General features: G+C 57.4%; 17 protein-coding genes and 3 tRNA genes. 5 read left to right on the top strand and 15 right to left on the bottom strand.

The window, feature by feature from the left end:
- Window positions 1–42: 42 nt before the first annotated feature.
- On the top strand, window positions 43–1,038 hold the full coding sequence (locus tag SVU69_08325) for a L,D-transpeptidase family protein (GenBank protein MDY6943005.1): 996 nt from the start codon (window positions 43–45) through the stop codon (window positions 1,036–1,038).
- A gap of 128 nt (window positions 1,039–1,166) precedes the next feature.
- Here SVU69_08325 and SVU69_08320 read toward each other — a convergent pair whose 3' ends face one another.
- From SVU69_08320 to gltX, 8 genes are all read right to left on the bottom strand, one after another.
- Window positions 1,167–1,448 (bottom strand): Lpp/OprI family alanine-zipper lipoprotein, encoded by a 282-nt coding sequence (locus SVU69_08320; GenBank protein MDY6943004.1) that lies wholly within the window; start codon window positions 1,446–1,448, stop codon window positions 1,167–1,169.
- A gap of 184 nt (window positions 1,449–1,632) precedes the next feature.
- Complete coding sequence (locus SVU69_08315) at window positions 1,633–2,196, bottom strand: L,D-transpeptidase (GenBank protein MDY6943003.1); 564 nt, start codon at window positions 2,194–2,196, stop codon at window positions 1,633–1,635.
- A gap of 803 nt (window positions 2,197–2,999) precedes the next feature.
- Window positions 3,000–3,075 (bottom strand) — tRNA-Glu (locus SVU69_08310).
- A 45-nt stretch (window positions 3,076–3,120) separates the two neighbouring features.
- Window positions 3,121–3,196, bottom strand: a tRNA-Ala gene (locus tag SVU69_08305).
- Between the two features lie 80 nt (window positions 3,197–3,276).
- Entirely contained in the window at window positions 3,277–5,859 is a 2,583-nt protein-coding gene (locus SVU69_08300; protein MDY6943002.1) for a serine/threonine-protein kinase, read from the bottom strand.
- Between the two features lie 185 nt (window positions 5,860–6,044).
- Window positions 6,045–6,812: a slipin family protein gene (locus SVU69_08295; GenBank protein MDY6943001.1), complete on the bottom strand. Its 768-nt coding sequence runs from the start codon at window positions 6,810–6,812 to the stop codon at window positions 6,045–6,047.
- Window positions 6,809–8,230, bottom strand: a complete 1,422-nt coding sequence (locus SVU69_08290; GenBank protein ID MDY6943000.1) for a nodulation protein NfeD — start codon at window positions 8,228–8,230, stop codon at window positions 6,809–6,811. The genes SVU69_08295 and SVU69_08290 overlap by 4 nt, the downstream gene beginning before the upstream one ends.
- A gap of 68 nt (window positions 8,231–8,298) precedes the next feature.
- Window positions 8,299–9,702: a glutamate--tRNA ligase gene (gltX, locus tag SVU69_08285; GenBank protein MDY6942999.1), complete on the bottom strand. Its 1,404-nt coding sequence runs from the start codon at window positions 9,700–9,702 to the stop codon at window positions 8,299–8,301.
- Window positions 9,703–9,860: 158 nt separating this feature from the next.
- Between gltX and SVU69_08280 the strand changes: the two genes are divergently transcribed.
- Window positions 9,861–9,935: transfer RNA gene (locus SVU69_08280), tRNA-Val, on the top strand.
- Window positions 9,936–9,997: 62 nt separating this feature from the next.
- On the opposite strand, the gene SVU69_08275 is transcribed toward SVU69_08280, so the two are convergent.
- The 7 genes from SVU69_08275 to SVU69_08245 form a co-directional block, all read right to left on the bottom strand.
- Window positions 9,998–10,291 (bottom strand): metalloregulator ArsR/SmtB family transcription factor, encoded by a 294-nt coding sequence (locus SVU69_08275; GenBank protein ID MDY6942998.1) that lies wholly within the window; start codon window positions 10,289–10,291, stop codon window positions 9,998–10,000.
- A 235-nt stretch (window positions 10,292–10,526) separates the two neighbouring features.
- Window positions 10,527–11,498 (bottom strand): glucokinase, encoded by a 972-nt coding sequence (glk, locus tag SVU69_08270; protein MDY6942997.1) that lies wholly within the window; start codon window positions 11,496–11,498, stop codon window positions 10,527–10,529.
- On the bottom strand, window positions 11,495–12,913 hold the full coding sequence (locus tag SVU69_08265) for a trehalose-6-phosphate synthase (GenBank protein ID MDY6942996.1): 1,419 nt from the start codon (window positions 12,911–12,913) through the stop codon (window positions 11,495–11,497). Before SVU69_08265 ends, glk begins: the two co-directional genes overlap by 4 nt.
- Window positions 12,910–14,694 carry a glycoside hydrolase family 15 protein gene (locus tag SVU69_08260; GenBank protein ID MDY6942995.1) on the bottom strand — a complete coding sequence of 595 codons (1,785 nt, stop codon included), beginning with the start codon at window positions 14,692–14,694 and terminating at the stop codon, window positions 12,910–12,912. The genes SVU69_08265 and SVU69_08260 overlap by 4 nt, the downstream gene beginning before the upstream one ends.
- Before the next feature lie 13 nt (window positions 14,695–14,707).
- Entirely contained in the window at window positions 14,708–15,472 is a 765-nt protein-coding gene (gene otsB, locus SVU69_08255) for a trehalose-phosphatase (protein MDY6942994.1), read from the bottom strand.
- Between the two features lie 80 nt (window positions 15,473–15,552).
- The gene (htpG, locus tag SVU69_08250; GenBank protein MDY6942993.1) at window positions 15,553–17,472 is read right to left on the bottom strand and encodes a molecular chaperone HtpG; all 1,920 of its coding nucleotides are present in this window, start codon (window positions 17,470–17,472) and stop codon (window positions 15,553–15,555) included.
- A 109-nt stretch (window positions 17,473–17,581) separates the two neighbouring features.
- Entirely contained in the window at window positions 17,582–18,127 is a 546-nt protein-coding gene (locus tag SVU69_08245) for a hemerythrin domain-containing protein (protein MDY6942992.1), read from the bottom strand.
- Between the two features lie 313 nt (window positions 18,128–18,440).
- Here SVU69_08245 and SVU69_08240 point away from each other — a divergent pair, with 313 nt between their 5' ends.
- The 3 genes from SVU69_08240 to SVU69_08230 form a co-directional block, all read left to right on the top strand.
- On the top strand, window positions 18,441–19,994 hold the full coding sequence (locus tag SVU69_08240) for an acyl-CoA synthetase (GenBank protein MDY6942991.1): 1,554 nt from the start codon (window positions 18,441–18,443) through the stop codon (window positions 19,992–19,994).
- Between the two features lie 277 nt (window positions 19,995–20,271).
- Complete coding sequence (locus SVU69_08235; GenBank protein MDY6942990.1) at window positions 20,272–21,537, top strand: lytic murein transglycosylase; 1,266 nt, start codon at window positions 20,272–20,274, stop codon at window positions 21,535–21,537.
- A 52-nt stretch (window positions 21,538–21,589) separates the two neighbouring features.
- A partial coding sequence (locus tag SVU69_08230) for a lytic murein transglycosylase (protein MDY6942989.1) occupies window positions 21,590–21,980 on the top strand: 391 nt, incomplete at its 3' end.

The raw sequence follows: 21,980 nt of genomic DNA, 5'->3' as shown, positions 1-21,980 counted from the left end.
ACAACTCCTTAATGACCGGCATGGCGTAATCGCCGAAAACGTATGAATGGGAAACATATCAATCCAATGATGAGGGCGCTTCGTTTCTCCAAACTGGTGACCTTCCTCACCCTGGTCGGTAGCACCACCTCTCAGGTACAAGCACAGAGCTATCCGCTACCGCCGGTTGATACCGACCTGATTGGTGAAGTCTTCGAGCTACCCTCTCGCCAAGAAGACACACTGTTGGATATCGCCCGGAGATACAGCCTGGGACACGATGAGATCGTCATCGCCAATCCCGACACGGACCGCTGGCTGCCCGGGGAAGGTCGAACGGTCATTCTGCCTTCACGCTATGTTCTTCCGGACGCGGAGCGCCGCGGGATTGTGCTCAACATCCCGGAAATGCGCTTGTATTATTTTCCCAAGAACACCAAACAAGACGTTCCTTCGGTCTACACCTATCCGGTCAGCATCGGCCGGATGGACTGGGCGACTCCGCTGGGTCAGACGCGTATCATTCAAAAAGTGAAAGATCCTGCCTGGCATCCTCCGGCGTCCATCAAGGCGGAGGCTGCCGCCCGCGGAGAAACGGTACCGGACGTGGTCCCGGCAGGACCAAACAACCCACTGGGGCAACACGCACTTCGTTTAGGCGTGCCCGGCTACCTCATCCATGGCACAAATCGACCTTACGGCGTCGGAATGCGGGTCACACACGGTTGCGTTCGTATGTATCCGGAAGACATTGAGCAACTGTTTCGCTGGGTGGATGTCAACACACCCGTTCAATTGGTCAATCAGCCGGTGAAAGCCGGTTGGGCAGCAGAGCAACTTTTTATCGAGGTACACCCACCGCTGGAAGAGAGCGACTCGCCGGATCGGTCCCTGTATGACCATGCGGTGACGGTGGTACTCAAGGCAACCGCCGGACGCCCCACCACCGTGAGCTGGGGGAGAGTCAGACAAGCAGTAGAAGATCGCAGCGGGATTCCGATTGTGATTTCCGTAACGGCGCCCAGCGTGGATAGCAGCAGCCGCGCGTCGATTTTCTAACGAAACACCATCCCCGCCCCTTACAGGCTTTATTACCACCGCAAAAACGAAATTGCCGCTGGCCTCTCCAAAGAGCTCTGCCAGCGGCAATCAATCGTCATAACCTGTCAGCGGGTGACAGATCGCGTTTATTTATACATGGACTTTTTAAACGCGCGATTCAGTTTTTCGTCGGTCGCATTGGCGGTCGCTTGGGCGTCGGCGGCAGCTTGCTTAGCTTCAGCAGCCATCTGAGCAGCCTTGGTAGCCTCGTTCTTGGCCTCCATCGCGGCCGCTTCTGCATTCTTCACCGCTTCGGTCAACGCAGCCAGATCGTCATCACTCATCGTCTCGGCAGTGCTGGCGCACCCCGCCAACCCACCAGAAAGGGCTAAAACCATGACCAAAGGTGCTGCATACTTGGCAACCATCTAGATCTCCTTAGTTCACTTTGAAACAGTCATACACGCGGATCGTCAGCGCCCTACCGAGGGGTGCACGGCACAAAGTGTGTGGCTTTCCTGACCGTTTTGCAAGGCCCCGCTAGAACCCGAGGCTGGCCGAAATCAAACAGCATCGAGGTCGTTTGGAAGTCGTCGACTGAAAAACGGACAATCAGCGAATGACGACACGAGTGCCCAATTTGATCCAGGATCGGAGGATATCGATCTGGCTATTGGTTAACGCGACGCACCCCTGGGTCCAATTGAATCGCCGGTGGATCTGAGCGTCACCCTCCCCCACCCCATGGATCCCGATGTACCCGCCAATGGGCGTTTCCTGAGGAGGTGTTTGGCCTTTGCGAATCGCCGTGACGATCCGGTGATACTGCCGTGGCGTCAACCGAAAATCATCAAAGGCCTGCCGCGCGTGCGCTTCATTCGGATAGTTCAAACCGACGAAAAAGTGGAACGCTTGGCTGGGTTTGAGTGACGCGACACGGAACTCACCCAAGGGTGTTTTCGCATCCTGCGCATGTTTTCCCGCAGTCACGCCGTTACGTCCGATAGCCACATCTGAGAAGGTCGCCACGGGCCGATCACCATCCATGACCTGCAAACGGAACTCAGACGTATCGACCAGCAACCAGATTTCGCCGGCCTCGGCAATCCGGGGTAATCCGCCCAAAAAAGCCAAAACAAAGAAAACGATCCCCGTCAGAGCTCTCGCTCTCTGCATCCCACAAGCAACTCGCACCACCTAACAAAAGCCCCGCCACGGAGTTAGCTGACAACCGTCAAATAATCGAAACACTAAATCGGACGAGATAGCCCATCCTTGAGAATCACTGGCCTCGGATGTTAATCGCGAGCTGGTGATCCGGGGACAAATGATAGAAGGAAATTGATGGATGTTGCAGAGGAAGAGGTGAATTCGCAATCGGTTCTACCGAAGCTATCGCACCCTGTCAGCATGGACCATAGCGATTGTCGGGTCGGGGAACCTAACTGTATGAGGAATCGGACGGCCTGGTGTCATGGGATAAGCTGCCCCTTGGGGAAAGGGCCCGCGTCCTTGGGGAGGCATGCGGGTTCACCATTGCCAAAAATATCCGTATTCCAAAATCCTCGCCAATGATCCCAAGAGCAACCACGTGCATCAGGTCGTCGCATCGGTCAGACCGTCCAGCTCTTGGGGGAAAGCGTAGACAGGTCAAATACGCACGGTTGCCCCGCTGTAACAGGAAGTGAAGCTAAAACCGAGAGCACACCCACTTCCCCTGCAACGGTTCCCAAATTGCCAAAGCCCACCGTCAGTGTCACCTGTAAGATCTTACAGTGGCGAAATATTGAAAATAAGCCACACCCGGGTGAATTGAATCATCAAGGGAAAGCCGCTACTCAGGTCGCACCGGAAAACCCGGCGCTAGCGTACCGCACGACGCTTCAGGGGCCCCAGAATCAAAACTTAACCCCGATATGGATTCATTGCAGATTCAGGATAAAAAAAGCCCTGACCATGGGTCAGGGCTTGGCTGGTAATGGCGTCCCCACGGGGATTCGAACCCCGGTCGCCGCCGTGAAAGGGCGGTGTCCTTGGCCTCTAGACGATGGGGACGCAGCAAACTTAAGTTGCCACGCCGCAGCGCGACACTGCGATCTTTGGTGGAGCCAGGCGGGATCGAACCGCCGACCTCTTGCATGCCATGCAAGCGCTCTCCCAGCTGAGCTATGGCCCCGAATGCGAAGGCCGCAACTTTAAGAAAGCGACCGGTTCTTGTCAAGGGTGTACTGAGTAAACTCCCCGATTCTCGAGCGATCAACGCCCTCGAGCACCCGTTCCAGTGTAATTATTCTCGATACAGCGCAGCAAAGCCAGACGCATCGCTGCCGCTGTTTGAAAACGCTTGGCCGGATCTTTCTGCAGCGCTTTATCGATCACATTGCGCAAGCACACCGGCACGCCGCCACGCAAGCCCATGACATTCGGATGCGGGTCGTTGGCAATGCGAACCATGAGGGTCGCGACGCTGTCGCCCTCGAATGGACGCCGGCCGGCTAACAACTCGAAGACCACCACACCCAGCGAAAAAATATCCGATCGACCATCCAGCTGCCGCCCGGAAAGTTGTTCCGGTGACATATAAGGCGGTGTCCCGAGCACGGTCCCGGTGCGCGTCCGACTGCTGCCGCCGATTCTCGCAATTCCGAAGTCGGCCACTTTTACGGTGCGTCCCTTTTTGTCCAACATCACGTTGCTGGGCTTGATGTCCCGGTGCACCACCCCTTGACGATGGGCGTAATCCAGCGCATCGGCAATCTGCGCAGCGATTTCCATGACCCGATTGACCGGCAACAATTGATTTTTTTTCGTATATCGGCGCATGTCGTGACCGTCGATCAACTCCATCGCGATGTAAGCGAGCCCATCGTCTTGTCCAACATCGTAGATGGTGACGATATTCGGATGATTGAGCCGACCGGCGACTTCCGCCTCGTGAAAGAACCGATCACGGACCTGCGCAATCTCATTGGCTTCGAATTCTTCTTGTAGATCCAGCGTCTTGATCGCCACGACGCGATTGATATGAGGATCCCGCCCTCGGTAGACCGCACCCATGGCGCCGCGCCCCAAGTGCCCTTCGATGTTGTATCGCCCCAAGGTTTGGTCTTGCACATCTTTGGCGGCTTTGCGCACCTTGCCGGTGGTAGCCGTCGCGGCACGCCGGTCTCGGTCGTCCACGGGTCTGGGTGCCGGTTTATTCGGCTTTGGCGGGGTTTTGTGCTGCCGTTGACCCAATAGATCCCGACGGCGCGTGACATCCCGGTACCGCCCATCAAAAGCGAGGATGTGATCATATGCGTCGATGGCGAGCAGATCGTTTCCTCGGCGCTCCAGGTCGGCCGCAAGCTTGTAAAGAATGGCCAGCGTGGAGGCGTTGGGCGGCAATTTCTTGAAATGCTCTAGAGCTCGGTCGAACTGGCCTCGATTTTGGTACATGAGCCCCTGTTCACGGTCTCCGAGTTGCGTACCGGCTTCCCGAACCGCTTTATGCTCGGACCAACGACGGAAAACGAACAGGCCGATGCCGACAATGAATACGATTGACGCCGGCGCGCTCAACGGAACCCATAGCCGTGGGGAAAACATCAGGTAATATTCTGCGCCGATCAAAACTATCCCGATGACCCCGCCCATGATTGCGGCAAGGGTCGTCGGCATCCAGAACATAGCCACCGCCAGTATCGTGGCCAACGCCACGGCCAACCAACGTGCGGTCGATTGCCAGGACGGTTTGAGATAGTAATCGGCCGTCATCAAACTCACGACCAAGTTGGCGTGCAATTCCAATTCGGATACGGAATGGTCGGTGGGCGTCACATAACTCGAACTTGCCAAGGTGTCCTTATACCCAATCAAGGCCAATTTACCGCTGAAACGCCCGCTGGCTGACGACTCTTCCAAGACATCACGAATGGAGTAGCGGCTGAACGTATCGCGCCCCTTGATTCGGTGAAATCCAGCCAGGACACGTAACGCCTGGTCGGTTTCGATAAATCGCTCCCCCAGATAAACCCCTTCATCGGGACTGACCCGTAGCGATTCCGGGCTCAAAGACAAGCCCCAAGCAGCCAGCAAAAGATGGATCGAAGGATAGTAATTCTGATCATACCCGATGGCCAGGGGATGGGATCTGATCACGCCGTCGTCATCGGGATAAACATCGCGGTAGCCCAAGCCGGCCGCCACTCGAGAAAATTCCGAAGCGGGCAATTCGGGCCAAGCGATCCGCTCGTGATTGACCGCGGCGTCGACCAGGAAGTCCAGCAGATAACCGGTATTCGTCGGCGCAGCGGCGCCATTGACGCGACCTAAGGCGTGAACAACAAGATCGGGGGGCGCCGCCGGTTGAGGGTCGGCATTGTAAATCGCGTCTCCCATATGAAACGGCAACAGCACGCGCCCCAGTCGGGCCATGCTTTTTTCCAGGCGATCATCGGTATTGAACGTTTGTTGGCCACGCTTGAGCATCTCATTCAACTGATGCCAAGCAGTACGATCCACCTTGGCCAATCGACTGGCTTCGAAGGCCTCGCGAAGCTCCCGATACCACGCGGGTACCGAGCGCGAGTACTTTAACGGCAGAAAAACCCCGATTCCGGCAGCCCCTTCGTCTTGCAAGCGCTCCAGGAGCGTGACCAGCTGGCCGCGAAACCCGGTGTCGGTCGCATTGGCCGACATCAACGCTTCAGCGTCGACCTCAATCAGAACGACATCTCGCGTGGCATTCGGACTCCGGTAGCTTAGGGCCACGGCATTATCGTAGACGGCTTGTTCCAGCCGTTCGAAATAGCCTGTCAATGCCCCGACCAGAATGACAACCGAGAGCAAAGCCGGCATGACCCATTTTTGTCGGAGCCAATTTGGAGGTTTCGGCATCATCAAGTTTCTATATCGACTTGTTTCGTTATTCCGGCTTCGCATCGGGCACTTACGAAGCCGCAAGGCGTTCGACCCACTCGCTCCGATCTCCCACAAAAAAGGGCGCCGTAGCGCCCTTGTCTATGGCGACCGCGTGAACCCTGTTAGGGCGTTTTTCCCGTCTCTCCAGCCTGACCGATAAGGGGCTTCAACAAATCTATCGGCAGAGGGAAGATAACAGTTGAGTTTTGTTGCCCGGCCGCGGCAACCATGCTCTCCAAGTACCTCAGTTGTAGGGCTTGGGGCTGCTCTGCGAGGATTCTGGCCGCCTCGACCAATTTCTCGGACGCTTGCTGCTCGCCTTCGGCATGAATAATCTTGGCCCGCCTTGCACGCTCGGCCTCGGCCTGCTGGGCAATGGCGCGAATCATGCTCTCGTCGAGATCCACATGCTTGATCTCGACGTTCGAAACCTTGACGCCCCAAGCGTCCGTTTGCTCATCCAGTACTTTTTGAATATCGCTGTTGAGTTTCTCGCGCTCCGCCAGCATTTCATCGAGCTCGTGCTGGCCCAATACGGAACGCAAGGTTGTCTGAGCCAATTGGCTGGTCGCGTCGTAGTAGTTTTCCACTTGGATGATGGCCTTTTCCGGATCCACCACCCGGAAATACACCACGGCGTTCACCTTGACCGAGACGTTGTCTCGAGAGATGACATCTTGCGTCGGTACGTCCATGACAATGGTTCGAAGTTCCACGCGAACCATTTGTTGAATGATGGGAATGACCAGAATCAGTCCGGGCCCTTTAACCTTCCAAAAACGGCCCAGCATGAAAATCACGCCACGCTCGTATTCCCTTAAAATTCGGACCGAACTGAATAGTAAAACCAGTACAAGGCCTAGAAGAAACAGCAGCGTATAACCGGTCATTTAGAGCTCCCCGCAGACGGTGATTGTAAGGGTTCAATGAGTAACACTAAGCCTTCCCGGCCTATCACGCGGACGCGTTGTCCCCGGCGTACAGGGGATGCGCATCGGGCCGACCAGATCTCGCTGTGAATGCGAACCTGTCCCTGGCCCTGAAAATCTTCGATCACTTCGCATCGCTCATCCAGCAAGCTTTCGTCCCCGCTCGCGAGCGGGCGATGCCGAGACCGCGCCAACACGCCAATCAACAACACGAACAGGATCGCGGTAACCAAACCAACCGCACCAATCAATGCCGGGGAAATACCGAAACCGGGCACGTCGGTCTGAATCAGCATGACCGAGCCGATGATGAATGCCACGGCGCCGCCGATACCCAACGCCCCGAAACTCGGAACCACAGCTTCGGCAACCATCAACAGGATGCCCAGCAGAATCAACCCCGCCCCGGCGTAACTAATGGGCAGCGCCTGAAAGGCGAATAAAGCGAGCAGCAGACAAATCGCACCCACAATACCGGGCACAAAACCACCGGGGTTATAGAACTCCAAAATGAGCCCGTAAACCCCGATCAACATCAGAATGTAAGCCACATTCGGATTGGTAATCACGGCCAGCAAGCGGGTGCGCCAGTCTGGCAGCAAGGTGACAACCGGCAAGGCGGATGTGCTCAGCAACACGGACTTCCCTTGAACCATGACCTCGCGCCCGTCGATGGCCTTGAGTAGCTCCGGCAAATCTTGGGCGATCACATCAATCACATTCTGCGCAAGCGCATCGGCAGCCGGCAGACTGGCGGCTTCCCGTACGGCTTTCTCCGCCCATTCGGCGTTGCGCCCGTGTATGTCTGCCAGCCCTCTAATGTAAGCGACGGCGTCATTTTGCATTTTGTGCGCCATCGGATCAGTGAGCGGAGAAGATTCAGGGCCCGCAGGATCGGATTGCGCGGGCTCGCCCTGGCCCGCAACGCCTTCATCATTGGGCGCATCCGGATCACTTTGCTCACCCGGAATACCCGGTCCGGCCAGTTGCACGGGCGTGGCGGCGCCCACGTTAGTGCCGGGCGCCATAGCGGCAATATGACTGGCCAGCAGGATATACGTGCCGGCGCTGGCGGCACGCGCGCCGCCGGGTGAGACGAACGTAACAACGGGAATGGGGGAGGCGAGAATGTCCTGAATAATCTCCCGCATGGCGGTATCCAGACCACCGGGCGTGTCCATTCGAAGGATCATTAAAGCGGCGGACTCTTCCCTGGCCCGGGCAAAAGATCGGCTCACATAGTCACTGGTCGCCGGGCCGATGGGGCCTTCGACGTCGAGCACGACTGCGGCACCGTACAACGATCCGGTATCGTCACTACCGTAAACGGGCCCAAAGAAAATACCCAGAGCAAGGAAGAAAAACAGGTGTCGCAGCATCAATTACGCCTCAGGCTGTTTGACTCGATCATAGCGACCACCTTGCCCCGCCGCCACCGCGCGGCCATTCACTCCCCCCGTTCGATGAACGCGATCGCCCGCTGCAATCGATCAAGCGTGGTGGCCTTTCCCAGCAAAGCCAGGGTGACATCAATGGGTGGCGAGACCGACGTGCCACTGACGGCGACGCGCAGGGGTTGCGCTACCTTGCCAAGCTTGAGTTCCCGGGTCTCGGCCAAACCTTCAACCACGCGGTGGATCGTCTCGGCATCCCAGTGCGCCACTTCTTCAAGATGCGCCGCCAGAGCCTGCAATACGGGGCCCGCTTCCGCGGTGAGGTTTTTACGCGCCGCCTTGGGTTCGTACTCAGCGAAATTCTCATAAAAGAAACGCGCACCGACGGCCATTTCGACCAGCGTCTTGCTGCGCTCTCGCAATGCCACCACCACCTCGCTCAGCGGCGGCCCTTGGCTCACATCCACGCCCAGTCGCGCCATATGCCACTGCAAATGTCGGGCGACATAACTCGAATCGGCGTTTTTCAGATAATGCTGATTGAGCCATAACAACTTGTCGGGATTGAATGTCGAAGCGGCGCGGTTGACCTCCTCGATCTTGAATAGATCCCGCATTTCTTCGCGACTGAATACTTCCTGATCGCCATGAGCCCACCCCAAGCGAACCAGATAGTTCAAGAGCGCATCGGGCAAGTATCCCTCATCCCGGTACTGCAACACACTAACCGCCCCGTGCCGCTTCGACAGCCGCTTCCCGTCCGCGCCCAGGATCATCGGCACATGGGCATAGGCCGGGGCCTGATAACCCATCGCCTCGAGAATGTTGATTTGTCTCGGGGTGTTGTTGAGATGGTCGTCGCCACGAATCACGTGGGTAATGCCCATATCGGCATCATCCACCACCACCGTCAGGTTATAGGTCGGCGTGCCGTCGCTGCGGGCAATAATGAGATCGTCCAGCTCGCGATTGTCGAAAACCACGGTGCCACGAATCAGGTCGTTGACCTGGACCTGGCCGGACAGCGGGTTACGAAACCGAATCACGGGTGGGTTCTCGTTAGGCGGTTCCGTGAGATCCCGGCAATGGCCGTCGTAGCGGGGTTTTTGTTTGTCGCGCATTTGCGTTTCACGCAGTGCTTCCAAACGCGCTTTGGAACAATAACAACGATACGCCTTGCCTTCAGCCAACAACTGATCGATCACGGCCTGATAACGATCGAACCGTTGAGTCTGATAGAACGGCCCCTCGTCGTGATCCAAACCGAGCCACGCCATGCCTTCCAGGATCGCATCGACATATTCCTGCATCGAACGTTCGCGATCGGTGTCCTCGATGCGCAACACGAAGTGACCTTGGTGTTGCTTGGCATGCAACCAAGAAAAGAGAGCTGTTCGAGCGCCACCGATGTGCAGGTGTCCGGTGGGGCTGGGCGCGAAGCGCGTTTTCACTGTCATGGGTTATTCAATTCCGCCGGTTTGAGTGGTGTTATCCGATTCGGTTCGCGGCCAAGAACATCGACCGCGCCTGAGCGAATCCGAAACGGGCCGATTCTAACAAAGCCAGCGCCCAATTGACCCATGGTACGTGGCGACTTAGAATCCGCTCTTATCCGGGGCGGTTAGCTCAGCGGGAGAGCACTGCCTTCACACGGCAGGGGTCACTGGTTCAATCCCAGTACCGCCCACCATCGTTCCAAATAGAAAGCCGGCGATATGCCGGCTTTCTATTTTGGCAAAAACATTAAGCGCGCTAGCTCGATCTCTGAGGCGCACAGTACATATCGTGCAGCAGTTCCAGGACCCGCGTGGCCTGATTGCCCTTCAGAGAGTAATAAATCGTTTGCGATTCGCGGCGGGTTTTCACCAGCCCATCGGTGCGTAATACGGCCAGATGCTGTGATAAGGCCGACTGACTCAGCGGCACGCGCTGCAACAGCGCCCCCACCGAGAGTTCCGCACCGAGCAAATTACACAAAATCATCAAACGGTGTTCGTTGGATAACGCTTTGAGTAAACGCGCCGCCTGCCCCGCATGCGTTTGCATTATTTGCGGATCGATCCCGTCCAGCGACCCGGGCCCTTGCTGATTCGTGTAGTCGGGGCTCGTATTCATCAATCTGTTCGCCTTTGATTGCCTTAGCGTTCCATTTACAAACGCTCATAGTAGCCAATTCAGCGCAGTAACGCCCTCTTATTTTAGATCATTCTAATATCCCATGGTAGTTCATGGGCCGGATCATCAAAAAGCCTTGAGGGTAGGCAAAGACCGAACGACCTGATTAGGTCGAGATAATTTGGCGGGTGCGGCTGTAATTATGCAGTCCCTGAAAAGCCGCGGTCGGGCTGGTCACCACATAGGTGGGAATCGCATCGAGATAATCGCGATACCGGCCTTTGTCGACGAACCGCGCGCGAAAACACGACGCCTGTAACAACGGCACCATCTGCGGAAGGATGCCGCCCGCCAGATAGACCCCACCTTGGGCTCCCAATGTCAGCGCAAGATTGCCCGTCACATTGCCAAGGAACGAGAAAAACATCTCCAGAACCCGTGCGGCAATGGCATTACCGGTGGTGGCAGCCAACGTCACTTCGCGCGGCGTGTCACAGGGCGGTCCGTTGTCATCTGCGGCTAGAAGGCGATACATCGCCACCAAACCCGGACCGGAGACCAACCGCTCAGCCGATACGTGCCCCCATTGCGGACGCAGCCGTTCGATGACATCGGCCTCTGCTCGGTCCGCCGGTGCCAGCGTGACGTGCCCACCCTCACCGCTGATGGCGCACCAACCGTCGCCATGAGGCAACAATCCGGATACACCCAAGCCGGTGCCCGGCCCCAATATCGCGAGCGGCCCCGGGGCAACGGTTCGCCGCGGCCCGATAATCACGAAATCCTCGTCGGAGAGCACAGGCATAGACCAGGCCAACGCCGTAAAGTCGTTGAGCAGGTCAATCCGCTGCAAGCCCAAGGTGCGAGCCAATACCGCCGGATCGATATCCCACCCCAGATTGGTCATATGAATGCTGCCGTCCGATCGAATGGGACCGGCCACAGCGAAGGCGCCGATGGACAACTCGTACCGTTCGGACAAACCTTCAAGATAGCGTTTGATGACGGAATAAAGGTCTGGAAAATCCTTGTTGAGAAAGTTCCGCGGCTCAAAGATGCGGCCCTGTTCGTCAGCAAGAGCAAAGCGGCTGTTGGTCCCACCAACATCGGCCAGCAAGAAGCGCACATCGGATGTCATAGGGTCGTTGCATCCGTCGGGATCCGCTTCGGCGCGGCGCCACCCCGCTGGCCAAGCGCGTCGATGAAGGAGGCTCGCCAAGCATGGATGTCGTAGCGCCTTAACACGGACATCATGTGGTGCCAACGCTCTTGCCGTTCGCTCCGGGGCATGGCCAAAGCCCGCTCCAAACCTTCGGTCACATCATCGATGTCGTAGGGGTTGACCAGAACGGCGCTGCTCAGTTCCTGCGCGGCGCCCGCAAGATAGGAGAGCACCAACGCACCGGGGTTTTCGGCATTCTGGGAGGCGACAAATTCTTTCGCCACCAGGTTCATCCCATCGCGCATAGGGGTCACCAGACCCACGTCGGAAACCGACAGGAATCCCAAAATCGTCAGCCGCCGAAAACCCTTGTTCAGGTAGCGCAGCGGCACCCAGTCGTACTCGGCGAAACGACCGTTGATATGCCCCGCAGCGCCTTCGAGAATCTGGCGAATTTCTCTGTATTCGGGTACGTCGGTTCGCGATGGCGGCGCGATCTGCAAAAACGTCACGTCCCGGCGCCGAGCCGGATAGCGTTCGAGCAGACCTTCGTAGGCATCGAAACGCTCGGGTAATCCTTTGCTGTAATCCAAGCGATCGACGCCAATGATGAGACGACGCCCGCCGAGACTGTTACGTAAGCGCTGACCAGGCATCGACGCCCGACCTTCCCCCGCGACACGCGCGACGTCTTCCACGTCCACACCGATAGGAAACACACCAACCCGATTGGATCGGCCGTTGGGATAAATCACCTCATCGCCCCGGACATCCGCCACACCACTCAGGCGAAGGCATTCCAGGTAGTTCTGTCGGTCGATATCGGATTGAAAACCCACCAGATTGTAGGCACTCAACGCGTGGAGGATCGCCTGGTGGCCGGGTAGCGCACGCAAGACATCCCAAGCCGGAAACGGAATATGCAAAAAGAAACCGATCGATCCGTCGACGCCGGCCTCGCGCAACGCCTCGCCGAAAGGCATGAGGTGGTAATCGTGAACCCAGGTAATGTCACCGGATTTCAACAGCGGGAGTAGCTTACGCGCAAAGAGACGGTTGACCCGCCAGTAGCCTTCCAAGTCGCGACGACGAGAGCGAATGAAATTGAGCCGGTAGTGGAACAACGGCCAGAGCATACGGTTGGCGAAACCGGCGTAGTAGTCTTGGTAATCCGTCGCGGACAAACCCAGCGTGGCGTAGGTCACGCCGGAGTCTTTGAATACGTGAGGCTCGGCGGCCACCGAGGCGTGTCCTACCGTGCCGTCCCAACCGAACCACAGGCCACCGGACTCCCGAAGGGCGCCCAACAATCCCACGGCAAGCCCGCCTTGCGAACCACCGCCCTTGCCAGGCAAGGCTACCCGGTTGGAGACCACCACCAATCGACTCAAAACGCATCCTCCCAGCCTTTACTCAATCGCATCGCCGAATTGATGAGACCGACCATGCTGTAGGTTTGTGGAAAATTACCCCAGAGTTCGTGACTGGCAGGATCGACATCTTCCGACAACAACCCCACGTGATTCCGGCACGCCAACAAGTTTTCGAACAGTTCGCGCGCCTCGGCATGCCGTCCCAGTGCGGCCAAAGTGTCGATGTACCAATACGTGCACGTGGTAAACGCAGTGCTCGGGGTCCCGAAATCGTCTTCTTGCACATAGCGGAACAGGAATCGCCCCCGCCCGAGATCCTTCTCAATGGCCGCGACCGTACTGGCCAGGCGAGGGTCATCGCCGGAAAGATAGCCTAACTCGTACAGTAACAATAAACTGGCATCCAAGTCCTTGCCACCGAAACTGGCCACATACGTTTGCCGCTGGGCATCCCAAGCATTGGCATCGATCACGTTCGCCATTTGCTCGGCATGTCCGCTCCAGTAGCTGGCCCGCTCGTGCAGGCCTAAACGCCGGGCAATGCGCGCCAGGCAACGACAAGCGGACCAACACATCACCGCCGAGAACGTATGCACTTGGTTGCGGCCTCGGAACTCCCACAAGCCGGCATCCGGCTTGTCGTAGACCCGCACGGCTTGCTCGCCCAACCACTCCAGGCGCTGAAACAGCGCGGTGTCGCCGGTACGCCCAATTCGTTCGTCGAAAAAGATATGCGCGGCAGCCCGTACCGCGGATCCGTAAACATCGTTTTGGACTTGTAGATACGCCTCGTTTCCGATCCGCACCGGTCCCATGTCGCGATATCCCGGCAATTCGGCAACGATGGATTCTTCCAAATCATCCTTGCCATTGATCCGATAGACAGGCCGCAATCCATCGTCGGAAGATTCCGCCACCACATTCAAAATATAGTCGACATAATCTTCCATGGTCCGGGTGGCACCCAACCGACTGAGCGCATTCACCACGAAATAGCCATCCCGGATCCAGCAGTACCGGTAATCCCAGTTGCGTTCGGTATGAGGTGCCTCGGGAATCGATGTGGTGACGGCGGCGATGATGGCCCCCGTATCTTCATAGGCGTTGAGCTTCAGCGTGATGGCCGCCCGGATGACCTCTTCCTGCCACTCGAAGGGTACGGCGAGAAAACGCACCCATTCCTCCCAGTAGGTTTTGGTCTGCTCGAAAAATCGACGCCCCAACTCCGGCAATGCCTCGGTGACCGGCTCATCGGGTCCGAGAATCATGGTGAGCTCATGCTCCAGAATAAACGGCCGCTCGTCGACGATCGCGGTCACCGAACCATCGGTGGTTAGCCGTAAAACGTTTTTCGGGCCAACGTAACGGATGTGGTTGCTGCCGTGGGTCAAGGTCGGCGGCGTTTGGCCGTAGTCGAACGACGGACGAACACGAATCCGAACCCGCGGACTTCCGGCAACGGGCCGCACGATTCGGACCAGTTGCATGGGACGGAACGTGCGGCCGTAATGCTTGAAGCGGGGCGCGAAATCAATAAGTTCAATCGCACCCCCGTGGGAATCATGAAGGGTGGTTATCAGAATCGCAGTGTTGCCGAGATAACGCTGTTTGCTATGGGCGGCATCGACCAGATCAATCGAAAAGCGCGCCAGACGCCCCTCATCCTCACTGCCCTGCAACAGGGAACAAAAAACCGGTTCGCTGTCGAATCGCGGCATACAGGCCCAAACCACATCTCCGGTGGAATCGACCAGCGCACCGTAACTGCAATTGCCAATGATCGCCAGATCCAGGTTCATCTTGTTGTTGCTCCTAAGACTGATCGATACGTGCCACTTGCTCACGTAACCAATGCCGTATTTGGTCCGGCCCGGTGGCGCGGAGGTGGGCTTGGGTTGGTCCTTCGCCCACTTTGACAGAGATCCCGCCGCGCTCGTTGACTACTCGAAAACCGTCTTCGTCCGTCACATCATCACCGACGAACACCGGCTGGCGACCTGCGAATGGACGTTCCCCCAGAAATTCGCCTATCGCGGTGCCTTTGTGATGGCCTGCGTGTTTAATCTCAAGAACCATCTTGCCGGCCTGCACTGCCAACCCAATCCCGCTGTGAGCCATCAAACGGTCGATCTCCGCGCGAACACGATCCGCCAGATCGGGCGCATTGCGGTAATGCACGGCGATGCTCATGCCTTTGTCTTCGATGAATAACGGCGGCAAGGCGCGGTGAAGCTCAGCGAGCGCCTCTCGGAAAGGATCCAACGCGGCAACCATGCTGTCTTGATGAATATACCGCCGCGCGATATCGCGCCGCTCCGCCCCATGCTGCCCCGCGACAGGCAAAACCAATGGCGCGACCAACCGGTCGACATCACGAATGGAGCGCCCGCTGACCAAGGCCAAAGCACCGCCTAACAGGCGTTCGGCCAAGCTTAGAACAGTGACCATGTCATGTTGCAGCACCACCGCATCGGGATGCGCTGCCAGATCGACCAGCGTACCGTCGACGTCCAAAAACAAGGCGTGTTCATTGCCGAGCTCAGGGAGTGGATGCTCGTGTCTTGTCAACTCATCCATGCACGCTTCCAACGGTTGGAAATCATGGATCCGAGGGCCTGGAGAGGCTGGCCAGACGCTCAACGTCTGGCCAGCGTGCGTTACCGCATCAGATTCAGTAGCAGATGGTTTAAGCGTCTCACGTACGCGGCCGGGTCTGCAAGTTGCTCGCCAGACGCCAGCCGAGCTTGATCGAAAAGCACCAGGGCCAAATCTTCGAACCGACCCTCGTCCGACGTGGCTTCGAGCTGGCCCACCAGGGGGTGGCTCGGGTTCAGCTCCAAAATGGGCGGCATTTCCGGCAGCGTCTGGCCACCAGCTTTGAGCAGCTCACGCATTTGACGCCCCATATCGTGCTCATCCAGCACCAGACAAGCGGGCGATTCGGTCAGGCGCTTGCTGACACGAACCGCTTTGACCCGCTCCCCGACGACCTGCTGAACCCGGTCGATCAATTCTTTATGGGTTTGTTCTGAAGCGTCGTCGGCATCGGTAGGCTCAGCCTCACCCATCTGACCAAGATCCAGCTCGCCTTTGGTCACATCCTGGAAGGATTTGCCTTCATAGTCGCGCAAATGCGTCATCAACCACTCATCGATGCGGTCGTGCAAGAGCAGGACCTCGATACCTTTGGCACGAAGAACTTCCAAGTGGGGCGAGGATTGCGCATTCGTAAAACTATCGGCAACCAGATAGTAGATTGTTTCCTGACCTTCCGGCATGGCGGCAAGATAGTCCGCCAAGGACCGCTTCTTCTCGGCGCTGGCGTCGAAGGTCGAGGAAAACCGAAGCAGTTGGGCAACCCGGGTCGCGTTCGCGGGATCTTCGGCTGGCCCCTCCTTGAGCACCTCGCCAAACTCGCGATAGAAGTTGCTATACGCCTCGGGATCGTCCTTCGCCAGCCGCTCCAGCATGTCGAGCACGCGCTTGGATATCGCCTTGCGCATGGAATCGATGGCCGGATCCTGCTGCAACATCTCCCGCGAGACGTTCAGCGAAAGGTCGTTCGAATCCACCACACCGCGAACAAAGCGCAGGTAGCTGGGCAAGAACTGCTCCGCACCGTCCATGATGAACACCCGCTGGACGTAGAGCTTTAAACCGCGCTTGCCGTCTCGCTGCCACAGATCGAAAGGCGCGCGGGCCGGAACGTATAGCAAAGTGGTGTATTCCAGATTCCCTTCGACGCGATTGTGACTCCACAACAGCGGATCCTGAAAGTCGTGGGCTACATGTTGATAGAACGCCTTGTATTCGTCCTCGGTGATCTCATTGCGGTCTCGAACCCACAGCGCCGTCGCTTGGTTGACGCTCTCATACGCGCCGTCGGAACCCACGGTCTCGGTGGCCTCTTCTTCCGGCTCGTTTTCCCGCGGCATCAACACCGGAACAGAAATGTGATCCGAGTATGTCCGAACGAGGTGTCTCAAACGGTAAGGGTCGGCAAATTCTCGCTCGGCCGGTTTGAGGTGAAGCTCGACCGTGGTGCCCCGCTGCGGCCGGTCGATAGTGCTGACGGTATAATCGCCTTCACCCGTGGACGCCCAATGCACCCCTTCGCTCCGCAGCGCACCGGCTCGGCGGCTGAAGACCTCAACCCGATCGGCAACGATAAAGGCCGAATAAAATCCGACGCCGAATTGCCCGATCAGCTGCGCGTTGCGTTTTTGATCATCGCCAAGTTGGGCGAGAAACTGAGCCGTACCCGAGCGGGCGATGGTCCCGAGATTCTCGATGACCTCCTGACGCGTCATGCCGATGCCATTGTCGGCCACGCGGATCACGCCCTGTTCGGCATCGAAATCCACCCGAATGCGCAGGTCCGGGTCACTCTCATAAAGCGAATCGTCGGACAACGCCGCGAACCGAAGCTTATCCGCCGCGTCTGCCGCGTTGGAAATCAGCTCTCTCAAAAAAATCTCTTTATTGGAATAAAGGGAATGCACCATCAGGTGCAGCATTTGCTTCACTTCGGTTTGAAAACCGAGCGTTTCGGTTTGATGATCGTTGGTCTCCGACATTCACTCACTCCTAAGCCGAGCCAAAAAGGGAACGTTTCGGCTCGTCGTTCATAACCAACCACATCAGATGGGGATACAACAGCGGATTTTCAAGCCGTCGGTGAACAGGCTAATTTCGCGAGGTCAGAATTTGACTCAGGGCGTGGTATCTGTCGCTGGCCGAATCGCCGCATAGCGGATCGTCGACATCGGGCAGTTGCCGCTCAACCGCCGCCCAGTCAATGAACTCCAGCGTTTCTTGCAGCATGGGAAAGACCGTCTTTTCCTCAAAATTCACATGGCGACGCTCCATGTAAACAAAATTTCGCAAATCGGCAATGAGAACCGTTGGCGAAGGATCGGCCCGGACTTCTTGCTCGTCGATTTCCTCTAGAAGGCGACGCGTGGCCACGCGCATACGATCGTGTTCAACCCGCAGCCCATCCACCAACGGTTGGAGTTCCTGGTCAATACGCACGGCGTGTTGATAAATCACGTCTTCGGTGGGGTGATGGAAGCGGTGCATGTACTCGTCGTAATAGCCAATCGACTGCTGCAATAACGACATCTCCATGTCGTCACCCTGTTGGCGCTTCACCAATTCGAGTTCCAACAAATCGAGAATGTCGCCAATGCGCCGATGATCGACACTCAGGCGGGTGAATAGATGTCGCATTGAGTTTGTTCGCGATGAGGTGGCCCAGCGAGCCCCCCAACGCCTCTTCCCTGGAACCCCAATTATGAAAAATATTACGTACGCCTTCGCCGACGGTCCTTGATCTGGATCAAAACCCGCGAAACGGCCCAATCGCCAAGGCTCGGCCAATTCGCGATTGAACAACAGTTCAAGTACGGTAAGCTATCGACTTGTCGAGGGCGGCATCTTAGAGAATCGCAGTATATCGCTGAACACAAACTGAGCCGAACACTCAACAAATAACTCAATTTGCCGGCTCAAAAAAAAGTGCCTGTCAACATGGAGGAGCACAATGTCTATCAAGACCGGTTTTTGGGCAATCGCCAAACAACATCCCGAGCGAATCGCCTTGGTATCAGCGGACGGCCGGGAATATACCTACCAGGAAGTGGACGATCGCGCCAACAGATTGTCCAATGCATTTCGCGAAATGGGGCTGGGATTCCGTGACCATATCGCCATTCTCATGCACAACGATCCGGCATGGATCGAGTGCTTTCTAGCCATTAACCAAATCGGTCTCTATATGACACCGATTAACTATCATCTCACGGGGCCGGAAGTCGCCTACATTGTGGATAACTGCGAGGCGAAAGTATTTATCGCCCATGCGCGCCACGCGGAAGCTGCCCAAAAGGCCGTTCAAGAGCTCAACTACGACCCTGCCTACTGTTTTTCGGTCGGCGGTGAGATCCCCGGATTTCAATCCTACGATGACTTACTGGCCAAGCACAGCAGCGAAGCGCCGGCAGACCGCAAGGCCGGCACGCTGATGCTCTACACCTCGGGCACCACCGGGCGACCCAAAGGTGTGAAACGGGAGCTGCAGGAAGGTAATCCGGACGTGGTCGCCACCATGGCCGGCATGCTGGGTGCCCTGTTTAAGCTGCAGGCAGGTGAAGGCACGCATTTGGTTACCGGGCCGCTGTATCACGCCGCACCCGGCGGTTTCGGTACGGCCTCGATGCATTTGGGCCATACCATGGTGCTGATGGACAAGTGGGATGCTGAAGAAACCCTGCGTCTGATCGACCAATACAAGGTTACCGTCAGTCATATGGTCCCCACCATGTTCGAGCGCCTGTTGCATCTACCTGAAGCGGTACGCAGCAAGTACGACGTCTCCAGTGTGCAGTGCATCATTCACGGCGCCGCGCCCATCAACCCGGAAACCAAACGCAAAATGATCGAATGGTGGGGCCCTGTGCTGTTCGAATACTACGGCGCGACCGAAGGTGGCGGCACTCTGGCCACGTCGGCAGACTGGCTCGAGAAGCCCGGAACCTGCGGCAAACCCTGGCCCGGCTCGCAAGTAAAAATCTTCGACGACAACGGTAACGAACTGGGACCGAACGAACCCGGCCATGTGTATATGTCCTCTATGGTGGGCACCTTCGAGTATCACAAAGCGCCGGATAAAACGGCGGAAAGTTTCCGCGGCGGCCTCTTCACCGTGGGCGACATCGGCATGCTGGATGAGGACGGTTGGCTGTTTCTCTGCGACCGGGCCAAAGACCTCATCATTTCCGGTGGCGTCAACATCTACCCGGCTGAAGTGGAAAAAACCATGATCGAGCACCCGAAAGTCTCGGATGTGGCCGTGTTCGGCATCCCCAACGACGAGTGGGGTGAGGAAGTCAAAGCCGTCGTCCAACTCAAAGCCGGTGTCGAAGAAAGCGAAGCTTTAAAAGAAGAGCTGCTGGATTTCTGCAAGGAGCGCCTGGCCAAATACAAACTGCCCCGCTCCATCGATTTCATCGACGAACTTCCCCGCCTGGACACCGGCAAGCTCTACAAGCGCTTCCTGCGCGACAAGTACTGGGAAGGCCGCGAGAGAAAGATCTAGCCGAATGAAAAAACGCGTGACACGGCCGGCCCATGCGGCATCGCTGATCTAACCGCATAGCGGAGGTCAATTGCCACGCGCTTGATTCGTAAGTGTCACCTCCCCCACAGGGATTTCGGTAACTCCCTGTGGGGGATTGACCATTAACCCGCCCTTACAAACATCAGCATCTGCGGCGCACCCATCGACCGAACCCGAGCGATGGCAAATCCACGCGAACAGTTATAATCTGCAAACGCTTAACTAACCGATGAACGGGTCGTGGATAACTAGCCCCATGAGAGCCATCAGCCGCCGATCACGCGTATACGCCTGTGCCTGCATCTTCGGTGTGCTGACACCGGCGCTTGGTATCACTTCCAACTCAACAACCGAGCCGTTGCCGTTTGATGACTGCCTAAGCGAGTTACGTGGCCGCGCGCTGGCCGATGGCGTCTCGGCCCAAACCGTGGAAGCGGCGTTTCCCAGCATCGAGCGCAACGAGCGCATCATCGAGCTGGATCGCAAGCAACCGGAATTCGTCTCCAGCTTTCAGAGCTACCTGGATCGTGCCGTCAGTCCCAAGCGGATCGACACCGGCCGGGACAAACTGGCCCAGCACCAAGCGCAGCTGGCGGACGTCTACCGAAGTTACGGCGTACCGCCCCGCTATCTTGTGGCCTTTTGGGGTCTGGAGACGAACTACGGCGGTTACTTCGGCAAACTGCCCGTACTCGACTCGCTGGCCACGCTGGCCTGTGACACGCGTCGCAGTGAATTTTTCGGCCACGAGTTTATCCACGCTTTACACATTCTGGATTCACAAGCCATCGAACTGGACGCCATGAGGGGATCATGGGCAGGCGCCATGGGGCATACCCAATTCATACCTTCGACCTACCGCGCACATGCGGTGGATGGCAACGGCGATGGTCAGATTGATCTTTGGAACAGCCTGCCGGACGTTTTCGCGTCTTCTGCGAACTTCTTGCGAATCATCGGTTGGCAACCGGGAGAACGGTGGGGCCGGGAGGTTAGATTACCAGCGGATTTCCCCTGGGCGGAATCCGGCTTGAGCACGCGCAAGTCTGTGACGGAGTGGAAGGCCCTGGGTATCACTCGGGCCGATGGCCGCCCCTTGGCCAACAGCGACCTGCAAGGTTCCATCCTCGTACCGGCAGGTCACCGGGGGCCGGCGTTTATCGTCTATGACAACTTCCGGGTCATCATGCGCTGGAACGCATCGATTTCCTACGCGCTGGCGGTAGGACATTTGGCAGACCGCATCGTCGGCGGCGGCGAGTTAGCGCAGCGGCCCCCCGAAGAGAAGGCGCTGAGAATTTCGGAGATGGAAACCATTCAACGCCAACTGACGGCCCTGGGCTTTGACAGTGGCGAACCGGACGGTCGCTTGGGTCCCAAAACGCGGGCCGCCATCCGCGCTTTCCAACAACAGGCCGGCTTACCGGCAGACGGCCATGCCGACCAAGGATTGCTTGAGGCACTCCGCATGGAATCACAGTCGCGGCAAACCGATTCCGACCCGGCTGCGCCATCGTTATAATGACCCTACCCAAGGCACCGGCCATACACCACTTGCGGATTGGAGCCTGTTGATGTCCCCCCGTTTCCGGCTTACCCCACTGTTCGGATTTTTGTCCACCATTCTATTTGCACCCCCGCTGTTCGCCGACCATGTGTCGTTCGACACCTGCCTTGCCGATTTGCGGCAACAAGCCGAACAGCGCGGGATCTCGCCATCCACCCTGGAGAGCACTTTTTCCAACGTTCAACAGCGCCAACACGTACTGGAAAAAGATCGCGGGGGGCAATCCGAATTCATCTACACCTTTTGGTACTACTTGCAGCGCAGCGTCACCGAAGAACGCATTAAAACCGGCCAGGCGATGATGCAAACCCACCGCGCGCTGTTGGATCGGGTTCACGCCGAATTCGGCGTGCGTCCGCAGTATCTGGTGGCACTTTGGGGACTGGAGACCAACTTCG

This window comes from Pseudomonadota bacterium, assembly GCA_034189865.1.
Lineage (GTDB): Bacteria > Pseudomonadota > Gammaproteobacteria > UBA5335 > UBA5335 > JAXHTV01.
Note: the sequence above shows the minus strand (reverse complement) of the source record. Positions and strands in the feature narration are given on the sequence as shown.